Here is a 20,008-nt window from a genome sequence, read left to right as displayed (position 1 = left end):
TTAACATATATTTTGGGACCTTAGCTGGTGGTCTGGGCTGTTTCCCTTTCGACTACGGATCTTATCACTCGCAGTCTGACTCCCGGATATAAATGAATGGCATTCGGAGTTTATCTGAATTCGGTAACCCGAGATGGGCCCCTAGTCCAAACAGTGCTCTACCTCCATCATTCTCAATTCCGAGGCTAGCCCTAAAGCTATTTCGGAGAGAACCAGCTATCTCCAAGTTCGTTTGGAATTTCTCCGCTACCCACACCTCATCCCCGCACTTTTCAACGTACGTGGGTTCGGTCCTCCAGTGCGTTTTACCGCACCTTCAACCTGGACATGGGTAGATCACATGGTTTCGGGTCTACGACTACATACTCATTCGCCCTATTCAGACTCGCTTTCGCTGCGGCTCCGTCTCTTCGACTTAACCTCGCATGCAATCGTAACTCGCCGGTTCATTCTACAAAAGGCACGCCATCACTCATTAACGAGCTTTGACTTGTTGTAGGCACACGGTTTCAGGATCTATTTCACTCCCCTTCCGGGGTGCTTTTCACCTTTCCCTCACGGTACTGGTTCACTATCGGTCACTAGGGAGTATTTAGCCTTGCGGGATGGTCCCCGCGGATTCCGACGGAATTTCTCGTGTTCCGCCGTACTCAGGATCCTCCTAGGTGTTGTCAGCATTTCGTCTACGGGGCTTTCACCCTCTTTAGCGGAATTTTCCAAATCCTTCAACTATACTAACAGACTACCATATTGGAGTCCTACAACCCCAACAAGCAAGCTTGTTGGTTTGGGCTCTTCCCGTTTCGCTCGCCGCTACTCAGGGAATCGAATTTTCTTTCTCTTCCTGCAGGTACTAAGATGTTTCAGTTCTCTGCGTCTACCTCTAATCAGCTATGTATTCACTGAAAAGTAATATCCTATAAAAGATATTGGGTTCCCCCATTCGGAAATCTCTGGATCATAGCTTACTTACAGCTCCCCAAAGCATATCGGTGTTAGTCCCGTCCTTCATCGGCTCCTAGTGCCAAGGCATCCACCGTGCGCCCTTATTCACTTAACCTTATCAACCTTACGGTTGGGTCTTGATCACTTCTTCTAGCGATAGAAGGTTAATCAATAAATAAGCAATTGAACTTATTAAAAAACTCATTCAACGCGGTGTTCTCGGTTTGTTTTGATTCTTTTTACTTCAATATCCAGTTTTCAATGAACGAATCTGATAGCAAAAGCTATCAATGGAGCCTAGCGGGATCGAACCGCTGACCTCCTGCGTGCAAAGCAGGCGCTCTCCCAGCTGAGCTAAGGCCCCGAACTTATTTGATTGAGAGTAGACCTCTCAAAACTGAACAAAGTAAAGACGAAATGTGTATTTCCGTAATATTCCTTAGAAAGGAGGTGATCCAGCCGCACCTTCCGATACGGCTACCTTGTTACGACTTCACCCCAATCATCTATCCCACCTTAGGCGGCTGGCTCCAAAAAGGTTACCTCACCGACTTCGGGTGTTACAAACTCTCGTGGTGTGACGGGCGGTGTGTACAAGGCCCGGGAACGTATTCACCGCGGCGTGCTGATCCGCGATTACTAGCGATTCCGGCTTCATGCAGGCGAGTTGCAGCCTGCAATCCGAACTGAGAGAAGCTTTAAGAGATTTGCATGACCTCGCGGTCTAGCGACTCGTTGTACTTCCCATTGTAGCACGTGTGTAGCCCAGGTCATAAGGGGCATGATGATTTGACGTCATCCCCACCTTCCTCCGGTTTGTCACCGGCAGTCTCGCTAGAGTGCCCAACTAAATGATGGCAACTAACAATAAGGGTTGCGCTCGTTGCGGGACTTAACCCAACATCTCACGACACGAGCTGACGACAACCATGCACCACCTGTCACTTTGTCCCCGAAGGGAAAGCTCTATCTCTAGAGTGGTCAAAGGATGTCAAGACCTGGTAAGGTTCTTCGCGTTGCTTCGAATTAAACCACATGCTCCACCGCTTGTGCGGGCCCCCGTCAATTCCTTTGAGTTTCAACCTTGCGGTCGTACTCCCCAGGCGGAGTGCTTAATGCGTTTGCTGCAGCACTGAAGGGCGGAAACCCTCCAACACTTAGCACTCATCGTTTACGGCGTGGACTACCAGGGTATCTAATCCTGTTTGCTCCCCACGCTTTCGAGCCTCAGCGTCAGTTACAGACCAGAGAGCCGCCTTCGCCACTGGTGTTCCTCCATATATCTACGCATTTCACCGCTACACATGGAATTCCACTCTCCTCTTCTGCACTCAAGTCTCCCAGTTTCCAATGACCCTCCCCGGTTGAGCCGGGGGCTTTCACATCAGACTTAAGAAACCGCCTGCGCTCGCTTTACGCCCAATAAATCCGGACAACGCTTGCCACCTACGTATTACCGCGGCTGCTGGCACGTAGTTAGCCGTGGCTTTCTGGTTAGATACCGTCAGGGGACGTTCAGTTACTAACGTCCTTGTTCTTCTCTAACAACAGAGTTTTACGATCCGAAAACCTTCTTCACTCACGCGGCGTTGCTCGGTCAGACTTTCGTCCATTGCCGAAGATTCCCTACTGCTGCCTCCCGTAGGAGTCTGGGCCGTGTCTCAGTCCCAGTGTGGCCGATCACCCTCTCAGGTCGGCTATGCATCGTGGCCTTGGTGAGCCGTTACCTCACCAACTAGCTAATGCACCGCGGGTCCATCCATCAGCGACACCCGAAAGCGCCTTTCACTCTTATGCCATGCGGCATAAACTGTTATGCGGTATTAGCACCTGTTTCCAAGTGTTATCCCCCTCTGATGGGTAGGTTACCCACGTGTTACTCACCCGTCCGCCACTCCTCTTTCCAATTGAGTGCAAGCACTCGGGAGGAAAGAAGCGTTCGACTTGCATGTATTAGGCACGCCGCCAGCGTTCGTCCTGAGCCAGGATCAAACTCTCATAATAAAAGTTAGAACAATCTTGCGATTGTTAAGCTCAATTTGTTTGCTAGCATATTGCTTGCTTGTTAAAAATGTTTGTTGTCTTGAATTGAATCAAGACGCCCTACACATTTGGTTCGTCTATTCTTTGTTCAGTTTTCAAAGGTCTACGTTACCTCGCAGCAACTTTTATATCATAACAAACTTTCGTTTGAATGTCAAGAACTTTTTTTGAAAAAGTTTTTTTAAGTTGTTTTGCTCGGTTGTCGTTGTCTGTTGTGACAACTTCTATATCTTATCATTATCTCAGTTGTTTGTCAACAACTTTTTAAAACTTTTTTGTTATTTTATAACAAGTTTTTTTGATCAAATGATTGATTTAAAAGCAATCTCTTTAACGACTTTGTTATTCTAACATGTTATTTATCTTTTCGTCAAGAAAAATTTTTAACTTTTTAAAACTTTTTTCTTAACGAACTGTTTGTCAGAACAGATATTAATATACCAAGGATTTTTCTAAAACGCAACTATTATTTTGCAGAAAAATAACATTTTTTTCAATTTCGAACGATGAATATTTTCTGCAAAGAAAACATTCGTTTCTTTATCTTATAATCCCTTTTCTCTTACTGAAATGTTCGTTAATCATTCGTAAAAAAAAGCAACGTACTTTATTGTACGTTGCTCTCGTCTTTTATTCCAGCGATTGGAATAAAAATTCTAAAGATCGTTCCTTGATGTAATACGCTTTCTGCATCAATACGTCCTTTATAGTTTTCGACTAATTGTTTTGCAATCGATAGACCTAAGCCATTACCGCCTTTATTTCTTGCACGGGCTTTATCTACTCGGTAGAATCGATCAAATATTTTCTCCAAGTCTTCTTCAGTGATTCCTTCACCAAAATCTTGCACAGCTATTTCAAATTCATTCATCGTTCGAGAAATGGAAATATGCACTTCTTTTCGATCGGTTGAATATTTAATCGCATTATCTAATAGAATAATTAGCAATTGTTCAAAGTGATTACGATAGATTTTCAGCTCAACTTCGGTTGGTAAATCGTCATCTAATGTGATATGAAACTCAGGATAAACCAATTGGAAGTTATTGAATACTTGGTAGACTACTTGTTTAGCATCTGTTCGTTCATTTGCATATTGGGTGTCCACTTGTTCAGCGCGTGAAAGGTCAAGCATTTCTTGGACCAAACTCTTCATGCGACTAATTTCTTGTAAACTGGCCTTTAATGATTCATCTAAAATTTCAGGATCGTCTTTTCCCCAACGATTTAAAAGGTTTAAATGGCCTTCCATAATCGCAACGGGCGTTCTTAATTCATGGGAAACATCTTCAACAAACTGCTCTTGTTGTTCGATATAGCGTCTCATACGATCTAACATTTCATTAAAGATTTCCGAGATATCTGCTAACTCATCTCTCGTATTAATCTCCGGCATGTGGACATCTGATTGCGGGTCTTTGCGGATTGTATCCATCGTGTCTCTCAATACTTTTAATGGTTTTAAGAAATAAGAAGAGAGGATAAAGCCTAAGACACTACTTACAATCAGAGAAATCACTTCTAAAACTACAAGTGTTAATAATAAATGATTACGAATTTCATAAAAAGAAGAAAGTTCATAAAACGCTTGAATATAGCCAATTTTTTCTCGTGTTTCTTTTGAAAAAATAGGTTCCACGGAATAAAAACCGGTTTTATCAAAAACGGTTCGAACAACAGGTAATTGTCGATCCAATTGTAATAACTTATCATATTCATTTTGTGTTTTAAAAACTAGCTTTTGGTTTGTGTCATACACAGATAAATAAAGTTCTGGTTGTCCTAGTTCAGATATGAAACTGTCCATTTCCATAAACGAACCTTCTACTGCTGTATGCTTATTATAGTAGTTTTCATCTCTTTCACTCGGCGTTTTTAAATAGTCAAAAACGTCTGTTACCGTTAAATTTTCATTGGCATTAGCTAATCGATTTGTTACTTCTGCAATCGTTGCTTCGACATTTTCCTTTTCTTTGGCAACAATAAGACTGACAGAAGACTTATAGGTAATCACCGCAAAAATGGTAAAAACTACAAATATAAAGAAAGAACTTGCGAAAGCCCACTTTATAGTTAAAGATGGGCCTTCCAGTTCTTTTTTAATCGTTCTTTTCATTAATTAGTTCTCACGAACGCATAACGTAGCCAGTTCCACGGACAGTTTGGATGTAGCTTTCTTCTCCAGGTACGTCAATTTTATTTCGTAAGTAGCGGATATACACATCCACAACGTTTGTTTCTACTTCTGTTTCATAGCCCCAAACTTTATTTAGTAACACATCACGTGCCAAGACAACATTCACGTTTTCCATTAGCGTTAATAGTAATTCGTATTCGCGTTTTGTTAATTCAATCATTTCAGAATTACGACGAACGACACGATTTTCTTTTTCAATTGTTAAGTCACGATATGTAATCGTTGTTTGTTTTGCAACGTTTTTATCGCCCTCAATATCAATACGACGAAGTAACGCACGTAAACGAGCTAACAATTCTTCAATTGCAAATGGTTTAACAATATAATCATCCGCTCCATGGTCTAAGCCAGAAACACGGTCAATTACTGAATCACGCGCAGTCATCATAATAATTGGTGTATTTTTCACTTGGCGAACACGGCGACATACTTCTAATCCATTTAATTCTGGTAACATCAAATCAAGAAGGATAGCATCCCATTCGTTGTTAAGAGCGGCTTCCAATCCTGTACGACCATTGTAGTGTACTTCTGTCGTATACCCCTCATGTTTTAATTCAAGCTCAACGAATCTCGCTAAGTTCTTTTCATCTTCAATAATTAAAATGTTGCTCATTTGATTAATTGTCCTTTCTCTTTAAAAGCTATACTCAAGCTCAACCTTTTTATTCCTTACTACTTATTAGAGAATTACTACTCAATCTATCTGGTTCTTTTTTAAGCCACAGTAAAACCATGAGCATGGTGAGCCACACTCATGGTCTCCAGCGTGTTTATTCTTCGTTGTACCAGCTGTAATGGTAGATTCCTTCTTTGTCTGTGCGTTCGTACGTATGAGCACCGAAGTAATCACGTTGTGCTTGAATTAAATTCGCTGGTAAGCGATCTGAACGATAAGAATCGTAATAAGCAATTGCAGATGAGAATGTTGGTACAGGAACACCTGCTTGAACAGCAATCGCAACAACTTCACGAACGGCTTGTTGATATTTTTTCGTAATTTCTACGAAGTATTCATCTAACAACAAGTTTTCAAGTGCTGGATTTTTTTCATATGCATCGGTAATTTTTTGTAAGAATTGTGCACGGATAATACAACCTGCTCGCCAGATTTTTGCAATTTCACCAAATGGTAAATCCCATCCGTATTCTTCAGAAGCTGCACGGAGTTGTGCAAAACCTTGCGCATAACTCATTAATTTACTAAAGTATAATGCTTCGCGAATTTTTTCAATCAATTCTTTTTTATCACCTGCAAAGTTAAAGGCTGCAGGTTTTGATAAAATGCCACTTGCTTTTACGCGTTCTTCTTTGTAAGCCGAAATAAAACGTGCAAATACTGATTCTGTAATTAATGGTAATGGTACGCCAAGATCTAACGCACTTTGGCTTGTCCATTTACCTGTTCCTTTGTTGCCTGCTGCATCAAGAATAACATCAACGATTGGTTGGTCGGTTCCTTCATCATCTTTACGTGTCAAAATGTCAGCCGTGATCTCAATAAGGTAACTGTCTAATTCGCCTTCGTTCCATTCTTTGAAAATCTCTGCCATTTCATCAACAGATAAGCCTAAGATTTGTTTCATTAAATCGTAGGATTCAGCAATTAATTGCATGTCCCCATATTCAATCCCATTATGAACCATTTTTACATAATGTCCAGCACCATTTGGGCCAATGTAAGTCACACATGGTTCACCGTCTTCTGCTTTAGCTGAAATTTTTTCAAGAATTGGCGCAACTAACTCATACGCTTCTTTTTGTCCGCCAGGCATGATAGATGGTCCTTTCAAGGCTCCTTCTTCTCCGCCAGAAACGCCAGTACCAATAAAGTTAATTCCTGAGTTTGCTAGTTCTTCATTACGTCGCATTGTGTCTTTGAAGAACGTATTACCGCCATCAATTAAGATGTCGCCTTTATCAAGGTGTGGTAACAATTCTTGGATTGTCGCATCTGTTGCAGGTCCAGCTTTAACCATCAACATAATTCGACGAGGTTTTTCAATTGCATTCACAAATTCCTCAATTGAGTATGTTGCTTGAAAGTTTTTGTCAGGATGTTCTTCAACCACTTCTGTTGTTTTTGATCCTGTACGGTTATACAGCGCAACTGTATAGCCTCTGCTTTCAATGTTTAAAGCAAGATTTTTTCCCATGACAGCCATGCCGACTACGCCAAATTGTTGTTTTGTCATTTTATGACCTCCTATATTATAATCAACGAAAATTCTATGAGCATTCTCTTATAATCCTCACTATTATAACGCACTATCTTTCATATGAAAACAATATAGTGCCAATAAATTTCCAATTTCTTCATATTTTCTTAAAAAAATACAAATCCCCTAGGCTCCATGGTTAGCCTAGGGGATTCAACATTTCAAAAAATGTTTTTATGCTTATGCTTCTTTAGACATTACGTCTTTTCCATCGTAGTGACCACATGCTGGACATACGTGATGGCTTTTTTTCATTTCACCACAGTTTGAGCATGCATTTAAGCCTTTGATTGTTAATTTGTAGTGTGTGCGACGTTTTGCTTTTTTCGCTTTAGAAGTTCTTCTAGCTGGTACTGCCATTGTTGTTCCACCTCCTTGTAAAGATGCGTGTATTTACATACACAATATATTCCAACCTAGCTGTTATCTTCCTCTTCAGCATTATCGCTGAGTAATTCTGATAGTTTAGCCAGACGAGGATCCACTGTTTGTTCTGCTGCTTTCTGCTTACTTTCCAAATATGCTTCTTCTGAAATCACTTCCCAGTCATTGCCACTTGGCATTTCTTGACTGTTTTGTTCTTCTTCTGTAAGCACTTGAATTGGAATGGACAATAGAATGTTGTCTTCGACAGATTCATCTAAATCAATTGTTGGCTTGTCCAATAAAATAATCTCTTCAGCTGCAAATCGTTCATCTCTTGTACCCATTTGTTCTTTTGTCATAAAGACTTCATCGACCGTGATTTGCATTGGCAAAGCCACAGGTTCTAAAGAACGGGATGAAGGAACGGTTACAGTTACCTGAATAGTGTAATGAAGTAAATATTCTGATTTATTGACTGCTAATAAGCCTTCTACTTTGATTGGACTAACATCCAACAAGGTATCATCTCGTTGAAGAAGCTCTTCTTTAAGATGCAATGTTTCTGAAAACACTAGCGGCTCTTCTTTGTATTTATTTAATTCTAACAAAGACCACTTCATAATTATCACTCCTAAGCAACAAAAGCTATTATACAGGGGTATGAAAGCTTTGTCAATGAAATTTTCTTGACAGCCCTTTCTTATTTCCTGTTTTTCTTTCGTTTTTTTTATAATTGTTTTTCTGTTGAAGATAACTTAGCGCTTATTTAATTAAATAACAAAATTTTTGTGTGAAATAACATAAATAATTTAAAACTCAGACATAATTTTACTATTTGCGCCCAACTCTTTATTTACTGAATACGTGTTTTCTGAACATTTCATACTACTGTCTTCCTTGTAAAAAAAGCTGAGACAAACTGACGAATCGGTTTGTCCCAGCTTTGCGTCCGAGTACATATTGCTTAAAATCAAATGATTGGATTAATTAGACTTAGATAGCTGTTGTTGCTCCGCGGTAAACAATACCACGACGAGGATCAACAGTAATCACTTCGTCATTATTAATTAATGATGTTGCATCTGCAGCACCTACGATAACTGGAATATTTTGCGCAATCGCTACAACAGCTGCATGAGAAGTTAAACCACCTTCTTCAACAACTAATGCTGATGCTTTTTCAATTGCAGGCATGTATTCTTTATCTGTTGTTTTTGTAACTAAAATAGCTCCTTCAGTCGCTTTAGCAACTGCTTCTTCAGCAGTTCCTGCAACAACGGCTTTTGCAATAATTGCCTCTTCGCCGACACCTTGACCTTGAACTAATTTAGAACCGATCATTTGAATTTTCATTAAGTTTGTTGTGCCTTTTTCGCCAACTGGAACACCAGCAGTGATAATGATTAAATCACCTTCTGAAGCATAACCTTCTTCTTGTGATACTTTTGAAGCTAAATTAAACATTTCATCTGTGCTTGATGGTTTGTCAGCAACTGTTGCGTAAACACCCCATGATAATGATAAGCTACGTGCTTTTTGTTCTGAGAACGTAATTGCAACGATATGTGCTTTTGGACGGTATTTAGAGATCATACGTGCTGTATGGCCTGATTCTGTTGCCGCAACGATTGTTTGGATACCCAAGTTACGTGCTGTATGGCCAACAGATTGTCCGATTGCTTCAGTCATATCTGTTTTGCTATATAATTTCAATGCGAATGAATCTTGGTTAACTAATGTTTCTTCTGTACGAACTGCAATACGAGCCATTGTTTGAACAGCTTCTAATGGGTAATCCCCTGCTGCAGTTTCGCCTGATAACATTACTGCATCTGTTCCATCGTAGATTGCGTTTGCTACGTCATTTGCTTCCGCACGTGTTGGACGTGGGTTACGTTGCATTGAATCTAACATTTGTGTTGCAGTGATAACTGGTTTACCTAAAGCATTACATTTTTTAATTAAAGCTTTTTGGACAACTGGAACATCTTCTGTTGGAATTTCAACACCCATGTCACCACGAGCAACCATTAAACCATCAGAAACTTTTAAGATTTCATCGATATTATCGATACCTTCTTGGTTTTCGATTTTAGGAATGATTTGGATGTGTGTTGCGTTTTCTTCTTCTAAAATTTTAGTGATTTCTAAAACGTCAGAAGCACGACGAACGAAGCTAGCTGCGATAAAGTCAATTCCTTGACCAATTCCGAAACGGATATCGTTAGCATCTTTTTCAGTGATCCCTGGTAAGTTTACAGAAACGCCTGGTACGTTAACGCCTTTTTTGTTTTTCAAGACGCCTTCGTTTTTAACAACTGTTACGATTTCGTTTGCATCACGGTCGATATCAGTTACTTCTAAATCGATTAAACCATCATCTAAAAGAATGTGTGAACCTACGTTTACATCATTGATTAATTCTGGATAAGTGATTGAGAATTTTTCATTTGTTCCTAAAACTTCTGTCATAGAAATACGTACTGAGTCACCAATTTTCATTGTGATTGCGCCATTTTCCATGTCATTTGTGCGGATTTCAGGACCTTTTGTATCTAGTAAGATCGCTACGCGTTTCCCTGTAATTTTTACAGCTTCACGAATGTTTTTAATACGAGCACCATGCTCTTCGTAGTCACCATGTGAAAAGTTCAAACGGCAAACATTCATACCTGCATTAATTAAGTTTACTAGCATATCAACGGATTCACTAGCTGGTCCAATCGTACATACGATTTTCGTTTTTTTCATTACTAAAACGCTCCTATTCCAAATTTGTTTATACAAAGCTAATAAGATTAGCTAATATACAAGATTAAAAAGAAATTTCATGATTTAACTCATAAAGAGATAAATCTGGTTTGTGTTTATTGTTTTCTAACGTGTCAATAATATCAGCTGCAACTACTTGGTTATCTAACATACCGATACATAAACCGCCTTTGCCTTCTTTTAGAAGTTCAACAGCATATGACCCAAATTTACTTGCTAATACACGGTCACGAGCACTTGGCGAGCCCCCACGAACCACGTGTCCTAAAATTGATACACGCGTATGGAAATCACCGTATTCAGAAAGTTTATCAGCAAATTCATTTCCGCCCATTACGCCTTCTGCTAAAATGATTAAGCAATGTTTTTTCCCGCGGTCGCGGCCTTCTTGAATACGTTTGGCAACGTTTTTCATATCAAAATCATGTTCAGGAATAATGATTTCATCTGCTCCACCAGCCACGCCTGACCACAATGCGATATCACCAGCGTTACGTCCCATTACTTCGATAACGAATGTACGAACATGAGAAGTCGCTGTATCACGAATTCGGTCAATTGATTCCAAAACAGTGTTAATCGCTGTATCAAAACCGATTGTGAAATCTGTTCCAGGAATATCATTATCAATCGTTCCAGGAATTCCAACAGCGGGGAAACCACGTTTTGTCAAAGCCATTGCGCCATGATAAGAACCGTCTCCACCAATAACAACTAAGCCTTCAATACCGAATTTTTTCAATTGTTCGATTCCTTTTAATTGCCCTTCTTCAGTAGCAAATTCAGGATAACGAGCAGAGTACAAGAATGTTCCACCACGTTGAATCTTATCGCCAACGTCAGCAACATCTAAACGACGGATGTCGCCTGCGACTAAACCGGCAAATCCATAGTTAATACCGTAAACTTCGATTCCATCAAAAATACTTTTGCGTACGACTGCACGAATTGCAGCGTTCATTCCAGGGGCATCTCCCCCGCTGGTTAAAATACCAATGCGTTTCATTCGCTATTTCACCTCATATAATATACTTTCAACTGCCAAAAGAAACCTTTTCGCAAAAATTGATATACAAAAATATTACGTCATTCATTTTACCATTAAAGAACCAAAATGTCTTGAGTTAAGAAGAAAAAAATGAAAAAAGTTGAAAACAACTAGTATTTTTTACCGTAAATCATTTGAAAATGACGTTTTGCTCGCCTAAAACGTAAGCTAATTGTTGCTGACTAGCGCTTGTATGAGCGACCCAATTTTCTTCATTTAATACTATTTTCTTTCCTGTTTTTTCAAAATAGACAATCACTGGAATGTGTCCAGCATGACGACTGAGTACCTCTTTCATTTTCTGAAAAACGTCCGTTTGTTCGACATCTTTTGTAATTCTGATAAAACACGTTTCGTCACTAATTGATGTTTCTACTTGTTGCGCTTTTTCTATTCGTTGAACCAATATTTGCAATTCTTGATTGTACGTACTGCGTTCCACTTTTCCTTCCACATAATAAACTTGCCCTTTCTCGACACTCTGTCTTAACTGGCGAAAAACAGTTGGGAACAACGTTAGTGAAATACTTCCTGTTGTATCATCCCCATCAACAAAGGCCATTTGTTCTCCCTTTTTGGTCCGAATCGTCCGAATGTTTTTGACATAAATCAATAATTTCGTGGGCTGATTTTCAACAAGTTCATGAACAAGTTGCGTTTGCTTGGCTAAGCGTGTTTTTTTGAACTCTTCTGTCGGATGTCCTGATAAATAGACCCCTAAATATTGTTCTTCTTGTTCTAGTCGCTCTTCTAGCGGATAATCGGCAATTTCTTCTTCCTTTGGCTTCAATGTTTCTAACAAATCCATACTACCACCGCTGAGAAGAATACTTTGGATATTACTCTCTAAACCTACTGCTAATTGACGGCGATTAGGCGCAATTTCGTCAAATGCACCGATGGCAATCAATGGTTCGATATTTTCAACTTTCAACCACTTACGGTCAATTCGCAAAAGAAACTCATCGAACGTTTTGTACGGTCCATTTTCTCGGCGTTCATTTAAAATATTTTGAATGAAGTCTCGGCGGATTCCTTTTAAAGAACTAAAACCAAATAAAATTTGCTGTTGCTGATTTAGGTAAAAGCTGTAGTGACTTTGGTTAATTGACGGCTGCAAAATCGTCTGCTTGTTTTTTCTAGCTTCGCCAATATATTCTTTAATTTTTGTTGGATTATGACGAACAGAGTGCAACAATGCGACATAAAAAGCACTTGGATAATGAACCTTCAAGTAAGCCATTTGAAAACCAATAAAGGAATAGGCAAATGCATGCGAGCGGTTAAAGCCATAATTAGCAAAGCGCTCAATATAATCGTACACTTGGTTAGCTGTTTCTTGGGGATAGCCTTGTTGTAACGCACCATTAACAAAATGATTCCGTTCTTCATCTAGCACATCTTTTTTCTTTTTACTAATGGCCCGACGTAAAATGTCAGCTTGCCCTAAAGAGAAGCCAGCCATTTTCGCAGCAACTTGCATAATCTGCTCTTGGTAAACAATAATTCCGTACGTATTTTCCAAAATGGGGGCGAGACTAGGCTCTGGATAACTAATTTGTTCCAAGCCTTTTTTCCGGCGGATGAAAACATCAATATTTTGCATCGGACCAGGACGATACAAGGCGTTGACAGCAGCAATATCTTCAATGCTAGTTGGCCCTAATTTTCTTAATACATTCCGAATTCCAGCAGATTCAAACTGGAAAACGCCACTTGTTTCCCCTTTTCTAAATAAAGCCAGCGTTGTTTCGTCATCTAATGGAATCTGATTCAAACGAATGGTTTGATTATAGACGCGTTTAACAGCTGTGAGGGTATCATCAATGATGGATAAATTTCTTAAGCCCAAGAAATCCATTTTCAGAAGACCAATTTTTTCAACATCATTCATAGTAAATTGGGTCAATAAAATTTCATTCGATCCTGGTTGTAACGGAACCAAATTCAAAAGATTTTCATCACTAATTACCACACCTGCTGCGTGCGTAGAAACATGACGAGGCAATCCTTCTAGCTGAACAGCTGTTTTATAGAGCAATTGATTATTTGGCGAAAAATTGACCAATTCTTGCATCCGTTTCGACTCTTGGTACGCTTCTTCTAACGTAATTTTCAGCTTGTTTGGGACAGCTGCCGACCAACGATTCGCTTCACTCTGGGACAACCCGAAAACACGTGCAACGTCCCGTAAAACCATTTTCGCAGCCATCGTACCAAACGTGGCAATTTGCGCCATGTGATAATGACCATATTTTTGACTGACATAAGCTAAAACTTCCTCCCGCCGATTATCAGGAATATCTAAATCAATATCGGGCATCGTGTAGCGTTCTGGATTCAAAAAACGTTCAAAAAGCAAATCATATTTGATTGGATCTACATCTGTAATTGATAGCACATAGGACACTAAAGAGCCTGCAGCTGAACCTCGGCCAGCGCCTGTAACAATTTGATTGTTATGACAGAAATCCATCACATCCCAAACGATTAAAAAGTAATCATCAAAACCCATATTGTGAATGATGGTTAACTCTTTTTCTAATCGTTTTTGGTAAACTTCATTTAGATGAGGCACTCTTTCTGGTAATTTTTCTAAACACAATGTGCGTAAATAAGAACCAGCCGTTTGATTATCAGGCACAGGAAAATGCGGTAATAATTTTTGATGTAAAGGAATGTCAACTCGGCAATTTTCAGCTAGCTGAATCGTATTCTGGACCACTTCTGCACCAGCTATTTGAAGCATTTGTTCCATCGTCGTCTCTGCTTCACGCAAGTAATTCAGACCTTCTATTTCCGGTGTTTGGCTTGTAATATTCAATTGATTATTTTCTTTGATGCTCTCAAGAACAGTAACGGCAAAGCCTTCTTCCCTTGTTAAATGACGTACCTCTTGCAAAGCCACGCCAGGTAATTGTTCTCTTTGGTAAAAAGAAAAGAGCGCTGGATTGCGTTGTTGATTCATTGAAAAAGAATGTTCAACAAATAACGACTGAGGATCAAAATATGAAGCAAGTTGTTGGAAAGCGTGAACCGCTTGTTGTTCATCTTCAAAAAAAGTTTGGGCGACTTCTCCTTTGGCTGACAAAGTCACGGCAAATAAATCACTTAATAAGGATTGATGTTCTGCTAAGTAAAAGGGACCCTCTGTCGTCATTTTGCTGCTAGATAGTTGCATTAATTGCTGATACCCTTTTAAATTTTTGGCAAATAAAAGCAACTCGGAATGCCCTTCTTTTTCTGCTGGGGTATATTCTAATCTTAAACCGATAATTGGTTGAATTCCCGCTTCTTGACATGCTTCATAAAATTCAACCGCCCCATGCAAGACATTGATATCGGTAATCGCTAATGTTTGATAACCTAACGCTTTCGCTTGTTTTACATAGGAACGAATCCTAACCGTACTAGATAAAAGCGAATAGGAAGTAACGGTATGTAATTGTGGAAATGACATTGGACAGCTCCTTTTTGAATCCTTGCTATTTTTTTCCTCTTCTCTTATTTTCCTATCGCGGATTCTTTACTTTTAAAGAAAATATGCTAAACTAAGAGCTAGAAAAGAGGTGCTCATATGCGTTATCTTGTTGTATTTTTCTGGACCTTCGCATTAGGCCAAGTCGTTGGATATATCGGCGGTGCATTATCTGGTGGTTCATACGACTTTAAAATGACAACGATTCTATCGTTGGCAACAGCCGTTATTATTTTATTAATTGCACACTTTGCAGTACCGAAAGAAACCAAACCTGTTAAATAAGAAAAAACCAGTTACTAAAGTTATTGTAACTGGTTTTTTTATCTTTTCAACTGTTTAGAGCTTTTTATTTAAAACTTTTCGGAAATTAAAGAAGGACAGCCCAATGTTTCCTAAAACGAAACAAGCGGTTACCAGAAAAACAGAAGAATAGCCAAAACCATGGGCAACTGTCGACCCTACCATCGGTCCTAAAACTTGACCGAAATTACTACACATCTGATTGTAACTATAAACTCTACTTACGCCCTCTGTTGGCGTTATTTTACTAATTAACGTATTAATTGATGGCATTAAAGCACCTGTTGAAAAACCTAAAAGGAATCGTAAAACACCTAACTGAAAAGGTGTTTGCACAAACGCCATGGGAATGTAACAAATAAAAGAAAGAATTAATCCGCCTAATAAAACTTTTTGGTTCCCAATGCGGTCCCCAATTTTTCCCAAAGTTGGAGAAGAAATAATTGCTGAAACGCCGGCAATCGAAACAATCAAACCACTAACAAATAATACATTCTCTGTATCGCCACTTAAAGATCGAATATATAGCGTTAAGATTGGGCTGATACTTGTAATTCCTAATTGTAAAATTAACGTAGTCACAAACAAACCAATCAATACTGAAACATGATCCATCTTACTAAAAATTTCTTTCGTCGTTAATAAATCCTTTTTCTCAACTGGTTGAAAATCTTCTTTAACTAAAAAGATAGTCAACAACGTTGTAATGAATAAAATAACGCCGGTAATAATAAAGACATTTTCCATTCCAAACCACTGTGCCAACGCACCGCCAATCGATGGCGCAATTAACGTCCCAGCAATTGCACCTGTTGATAATGTCCCTAGAGCCCAGCCATTTTTCTCTTTTGGCGCTTGCGACGCAATCATCGCTGTTGCGTTAGGAATATAGCCAGATAAAATCCCGTTCATAAACCGCATAATCAACAGCCAGTATACATTAGGGACAAATGCTAACGCCCCCATCGTGATCGTCATTCCTGCTGCAGCCCGAATCATCATAATTTTCCGACCTTTTCGATCAGCTAAATTTCCCCAAATCGGTGCAACAATCGCAGCAGCAAACGCCGTGACGGAAATTGCCAATCCAGAAAACAACTCTACTTGACTCTTAGGCGTCCCTAATTGTTCAACGTATACTGGAATAAACGGCATAACTAAGCTAATACTCGCCCCTGTAAAAAAGCAACCAATCCATGCGACTAATAAATTCTGCTTCCATTTTATTTTCATACTTTTATCCACCTTATCACCTCTTCACCTACCACTATACTCTAAAAGAGTGAATCTCTCAAAAGAAAATTCTTTAAAAAAAAGTCTGACAGACCGGTCAAAACGACCAATCTGCCAGACTTCTTAACACTTGGGCTTAAGATAAACAGCTGAATAAATACAACACCTTCAAAGCTAACCGCTGTTATCTTAGCCTCACTTCTGTTTACTATAAAATAGCTAAGATTACAAAGTTTAAGATAAACAACGCATCAATGACCCAAATAATTGGTGAAACTTCTTTGGCTTTTCCTTTGACTACTTTCACCACTGCATAAAAGATGAACCCAGCAGCAATCCCATAAGAGATGCTATAACATAATCCCATGAAAATTGAAGCGAAAAATGCTGGAATCGCATCTTCTAAATCCGTCCAATTGATGTCTTTGAAAGAAGCTAACATCATAATTCCCACTAAAATTAACGCTGGAGCCGTAGCTTGTGCTGGTACAATAGCAATAAGTGGTGAAAAAAGACTACTTAGGGCAAATAGAATTGCTACCACTACCGATGTCAAACCTGTTCGACCACCCGCACCGATTCCTGCTGCACTTTCTACATAAGTTGTCGTATTCGATGTACCAAAAATCGCACCGATAGATGTTGCAATAGCATCTGCAAATAGAGCTTTGTCCATTTTAGTGCTGAAGCCCTTACTATCTTCTAAAGCTAATTCATCTTCTTTAGAGAAAATCCCTGTTCGACGTCCCGTACCGATAAATGTTCCAATTGTATCAAACGTATCTGATAAACTGAAGGCAATAATGGTCATTAAGACTTGAGGAATTTTTGAAGAATCACTAAACAATGACTGTAAGCCCTCAGCACCAAAAGCAGCGCCAAAAGTTGTACCTAATTCTTTAAATGAATTGCCCAACGAATTAGCATGCCAATCAACCGAAGCAGTGTCTACCACCCCCATTGGAATTGCGACTAACGTAGTAACCACAATGCCAATTAAAATAGCCCCACGAACATTGGTGACAACTAAAATCGTTGTTAAAACTAACCCAATTACCGCCAAAATAATGGCTGGATTATCAAAATTTCCTAAAGCGGGCACGATACTCGAACCATTCACAACACCATTTTGAGGTTCTGCTTGTACTGTGAAACTTAGTAAGCCAGCATTTTTCAACCCTACATAAGCGACAAAAATTCCAATCCCACCACCAATAGCATGTTGTAAACTCTCTGGAATTGCTTTAATAATCATTTTGCGAATTTTTGTCACTGTAATCAAAATGTTAATCAAACCACAAATAAAAACCATTGCTAATGCTTGTTGCCATGTATACCCCATCCCAAAAACGACCGTAAACGTGAAGAAAGCATTGAGTCCCATCCCCGGTGCTTGAGCGTAAGGTACATTAGCAAACAGCCCCATAATTAATGTACCGATGATTGAAGCAATAATGGTCGCTAAAAAAACAGCCTGAAAAGGCATCCCTGTTTCTGAAAGAATGGACGGATTAACAAATAAAATATAACTCATTGCAAAAAAGGTCGTGACCCCCGCCATTATTTCAGTTGATACCGTTGTCTTGTTTTCCTTTAATTTGAAAAACGTATTCATAATTGCACTTCTCTCCCTTAAAATCCATGTTTTCGAATAATTACTCTTTGATTATAAGAGAATCGCTATCTTTTTACAACAAAATATTAACTATTATATATATTTTTCTATATAACGTTCGTGTTTTGTGGATATAAAAAAAGAAAAAGCTTTACATTGCTTCTTCTTTTCCTAATAATTGGATTAGCCCAAACAACAGCATCTGTAGAAACATCATTAATAAAATAAACATTAATTTTTGAAGGGACCAGTCAAAAAAGATAATTTTCACTGTTTCAATTGGACTCATAAAAAGATAGACACTGTGTAATCGATCAAAACGTCCAACATAAATCGCCAAAGCAGACAAGAAATGAAGGCTGGCTTGAAAGACTACAATTGTTCTATAGTCACAATAACTTTGCAATTTCTGACTAACAGTTGTTACTGTTTTCATCCCTAAAAGTCCATATATAACAATCCCGCTAGTTAAGCAAACAAACGCCCACCAATCACCAATTTGGTTTGCAAAAATCGTATTAAAGCCTCGATAAATAGATAGCGTTTCTAAATGAAAAAAATCCGTAAATAGGTACGGCGCATTAGGATAAAAAATTAACCAAGCAAAACCTATCAACCAATCCCTTTTACGTTTTTCTGCGTTTAAAAGATAACTAAGTTCAATTGGAATATAGGCTAACAACACGTTCAACGCCATAAAATGAAAATGCGTAGCAAATAACCACATATAGATACAATAGATTAAGGTGATCACTCGTAAATAATTTCTAGAATTTTTCAAGATGCTCTGCGCTCCTTTTTCAAACGGTTTATTTTAGTGTAGCATACTTCTTAAGCTTTTTTTTAAACCTTATAAATGAACATGCTTCTCCCCTTGATAATCTTCGGTTTTATGCTAGACTGAGTAAAAGGCATTTAGGAGGAATTTTTACTTGAAAAAATTAATTGCTATTGATTTAGACGGCACAACATTAAATGCACAGTCTTTAATCAGTCCAAAAACCGAACAAACACTAAAAAAAGCGATTGACAACGGTCATTACGTCAGTATTGCCACTGGACGTCCCTATAGAATGAGTCATCAATTTTACCAACAACTTGGCCTAACGACCCCTATGGTTAACTTTAACGGCGCTTTAGTCCACATTCCAGAGAAAAAATGGGACTTGGAAAGCGAAGCCAATATTGAGCGTGACCTAGTCTTTGACATTTTGGCACAGAAAAAAGAATTACAATTAGATTTTGTTGCTGCTGAAAACAAAGAAACATTTTATATCGATACGTTAGATGGGTTCGATCCGAAATTTTTTGCTTCCAAAGCAACCTTAGATAATTTACTTACTGCTAAAAATTTACGAACAAATCCTACCTCAATGATGGTTCGGACCACACCAAACCAAGCTGAAAAAGTTGCTGATACATTGACAAAACAATATGGTGATTATATTGATGTCCGCACTTGGGGCGGTCCAATGCCTATTTTAGAAATGGTCGCAAAAGGAATTCAAAAAGCCCATGGCGTTGATCAAGTGGCGAACTTTTTATCTGTCAAACCAGCTGATATCATTGCTTTTGGCGATGAACATAATGACGAAGAAATGCTAAGTTATGCTGGTTGGGGTGTTGCTATGAACAATGCCACGGATAAAATTAAATCCGTAGCCAACGATGTCACTGAAAAAACAAATGATCAAGATGGTTTAGCAGATTACTTAGAAAATTATTTAGATCTATAAAAGGCTAAAATAAAAGTATTTCTTTAAAAAGAACTCACTTTGGTTTAGCTGAT

13 protein-coding genes, 1 tRNA gene and 2 rRNA genes (1 of these 16 cut by a window edge) are annotated in these 20,008 nt (G+C 38.8%); 2 read left to right on the top strand and 14 right to left on the bottom strand.

Annotation, left to right across the window (positions count from 1 at the left end):
* The 11 genes from IGM04_RS04240 to dnaE form a co-directional block, all read right to left on the bottom strand.
* Nucleotides 1-1,060: ribosomal RNA gene (locus IGM04_RS04240) — 23S ribosomal RNA — on the bottom strand (it extends 1,853 nt beyond the left edge of the window).
* Nucleotides 1,061-1,236: 176 nt separating this feature from the next.
* Nucleotides 1,237-1,309, bottom strand: a tRNA-Ala gene (locus tag IGM04_RS04235).
* 79 nt (nt 1,310-1,388) lie between these two features.
* Nucleotides 1,389-2,949: ribosomal RNA gene (locus IGM04_RS04230) — 16S ribosomal RNA — on the bottom strand.
* The 16S and 23S rRNA genes sit together here with 1 tRNA gene alongside, the layout of an rRNA operon.
* Before the next feature lie 646 nt (nt 2,950-3,595).
* Complete coding sequence (locus IGM04_RS04225; RefSeq protein ID WP_002376241.1) at nt 3,596-5,104, bottom strand: HAMP domain-containing sensor histidine kinase; 1,509 nt, start codon at nt 5,102-5,104, stop codon at nt 3,596-3,598.
* Nucleotides 5,105-5,114: 10 nt separating this feature from the next.
* Nucleotides 5,115-5,801 carry a response regulator transcription factor gene (locus IGM04_RS04220; protein ID WP_002355954.1) on the bottom strand — a complete coding sequence of 229 codons (687 nt, stop codon included), beginning with the start codon at nt 5,799-5,801 and terminating at the stop codon, nt 5,115-5,117.
* 157 nt (nt 5,802-5,958) lie between these two features.
* On the bottom strand, nt 5,959-7,380 hold the full coding sequence (gndA, locus tag IGM04_RS04215) for an NADP-dependent phosphogluconate dehydrogenase (protein WP_002355953.1): 1,422 nt from the start codon (nt 7,378-7,380) through the stop codon (nt 5,959-5,961).
* A 204-nt stretch (nt 7,381-7,584) separates the two neighbouring features.
* Nucleotides 7,585-7,764, bottom strand: a complete 180-nt coding sequence (gene rpmF / locus IGM04_RS04210; protein ID WP_002355952.1) for a 50S ribosomal protein L32 — start codon at nt 7,762-7,764, stop codon at nt 7,585-7,587.
* A 56-nt stretch (nt 7,765-7,820) separates the two neighbouring features.
* The gene (locus IGM04_RS04205; protein ID WP_086317756.1) at nt 7,821-8,390 is read right to left on the bottom strand and encodes a YceD family protein; all 570 of its coding nucleotides are present in this window, start codon (nt 8,388-8,390) and stop codon (nt 7,821-7,823) included.
* Nucleotides 8,391-8,763: 373 nt separating this feature from the next.
* On the bottom strand, nt 8,764-10,521 hold the full coding sequence (gene pyk / locus IGM04_RS04200; RefSeq protein ID WP_002355949.1) for a pyruvate kinase: 1,758 nt from the start codon (nt 10,519-10,521) through the stop codon (nt 8,764-8,766).
* A gap of 64 nt (nt 10,522-10,585) precedes the next feature.
* Nucleotides 10,586-11,548, bottom strand: a complete 963-nt coding sequence (pfkA, locus tag IGM04_RS04195; RefSeq protein ID WP_002355947.1) for a 6-phosphofructokinase — start codon at nt 11,546-11,548, stop codon at nt 10,586-10,588.
* A gap of 172 nt (nt 11,549-11,720) precedes the next feature.
* Nucleotides 11,721-15,050, bottom strand: a complete 3,330-nt coding sequence (gene dnaE / locus IGM04_RS04190) for a DNA polymerase III subunit alpha (RefSeq protein ID WP_033626693.1) — start codon at nt 15,048-15,050, stop codon at nt 11,721-11,723.
* A gap of 117 nt (nt 15,051-15,167) precedes the next feature.
* Between dnaE and IGM04_RS04185 the strand changes: the two genes are divergently transcribed.
* Complete coding sequence (locus tag IGM04_RS04185) at nt 15,168-15,353, top strand: YjzD family protein (RefSeq protein ID WP_002355945.1); 186 nt, start codon at nt 15,168-15,170, stop codon at nt 15,351-15,353.
* A 54-nt stretch (nt 15,354-15,407) separates the two neighbouring features.
* On the opposite strand, the gene IGM04_RS04180 is transcribed toward IGM04_RS04185, so the two are convergent.
* From IGM04_RS04180 to IGM04_RS04170, 3 genes are all read right to left on the bottom strand, one after another.
* Nucleotides 15,408-16,604 carry a multidrug efflux MFS transporter gene (locus IGM04_RS04180; RefSeq protein WP_002381323.1) on the bottom strand — a complete coding sequence of 399 codons (1,197 nt, stop codon included), beginning with the start codon at nt 16,602-16,604 and terminating at the stop codon, nt 15,408-15,410.
* A gap of 208 nt (nt 16,605-16,812) precedes the next feature.
* Nucleotides 16,813-18,219 (bottom strand): NCS2 family permease, encoded by a 1,407-nt coding sequence (locus IGM04_RS04175; RefSeq protein ID WP_002355943.1) that lies wholly within the window; start codon nt 18,217-18,219, stop codon nt 16,813-16,815.
* 151 nt (nt 18,220-18,370) lie between these two features.
* Nucleotides 18,371-18,946, bottom strand: a complete 576-nt coding sequence (locus IGM04_RS04170; RefSeq protein WP_002386206.1) for a DUF1361 domain-containing protein — start codon at nt 18,944-18,946, stop codon at nt 18,371-18,373.
* Nucleotides 18,947-19,151: 205 nt separating this feature from the next.
* Here IGM04_RS04170 and IGM04_RS04165 point away from each other — a divergent pair, with 205 nt between their 5' ends.
* Nucleotides 19,152-19,955 (top strand): Cof-type HAD-IIB family hydrolase, encoded by an 804-nt coding sequence (locus tag IGM04_RS04165; protein ID WP_002355941.1) that lies wholly within the window; start codon nt 19,152-19,154, stop codon nt 19,953-19,955.
* Nucleotides 19,956-20,008 lie beyond the last annotated feature (53 nt).

The sequence above is a fragment of the Enterococcus sp. DIV2385 genome, from assembly GCF_051711925.1.
Taxonomy (GTDB): Bacteria; Bacillota; Bacilli; order Lactobacillales; family Enterococcaceae; genus Enterococcus; species Enterococcus faecalis.
This window is presented reverse-complemented; position numbering and strand designations above follow the sequence as displayed.

Bases quoted from the DNA above. Each gene is read 5' to 3' on its own strand.
- IGM04_RS04225 (WP_002376241.1), bottom strand. From the start codon at position 5,104: ATGAAAAGAACGATTAAAAAAGAACTGGAAGGCCCATCTTTAACTATA.
- IGM04_RS04220 (WP_002355954.1), bottom strand. From the start codon at position 5,801: ATGAGCAACATTTTAATTATTGAAGATGAAAAGAACTTAGCGAGATTC.
- gndA (WP_002355953.1), bottom strand. From the start codon at position 7,380: ATGACAAAACAACAATTTGGCGTAGTCGGCATGGCTGTCATGGGAAAA.
- rpmF (WP_002355952.1), bottom strand. From the start codon at position 7,764: ATGGCAGTACCAGCTAGAAGAACTTCTAAAGCGAAAAAAGCAAAACGT.
- IGM04_RS04205 (WP_086317756.1), bottom strand. From the start codon at position 8,390: ATGAAGTGGTCTTTGTTAGAATTAAATAAATACAAAGAAGAGCCGCTA.
- pyk (WP_002355949.1), bottom strand. From the start codon at position 10,521: ATGAAAAAAACGAAAATCGTATGTACGATTGGACCAGCTAGTGAATCC.
- pfkA (WP_002355947.1), bottom strand. From the start codon at position 11,548: ATGAAACGCATTGGTATTTTAACCAGCGGGGGAGATGCCCCTGGAATG.
- dnaE (WP_033626693.1), bottom strand. From the start codon at position 15,050: ATGTCATTTCCACAATTACATACCGTTACTTCCTATTCGCTTTTATCT.
- IGM04_RS04185 (WP_002355945.1), top strand. From the start codon at position 15,168: ATGCGTTATCTTGTTGTATTTTTCTGGACCTTCGCATTAGGCCAAGTC.
- IGM04_RS04180 (WP_002381323.1), bottom strand. From the start codon at position 16,604: ATGAAAATAAAATGGAAGCAGAATTTATTAGTCGCATGGATTGGTTGC.
- IGM04_RS04175 (WP_002355943.1), bottom strand. From the start codon at position 18,219: ATGAATACGTTTTTCAAATTAAAGGAAAACAAGACAACGGTATCAACT.
- IGM04_RS04170 (WP_002386206.1), bottom strand. From the start codon at position 18,946: ATGTGGTTATTTGCTACGCATTTTCATTTTATGGCGTTGAACGTGTTG.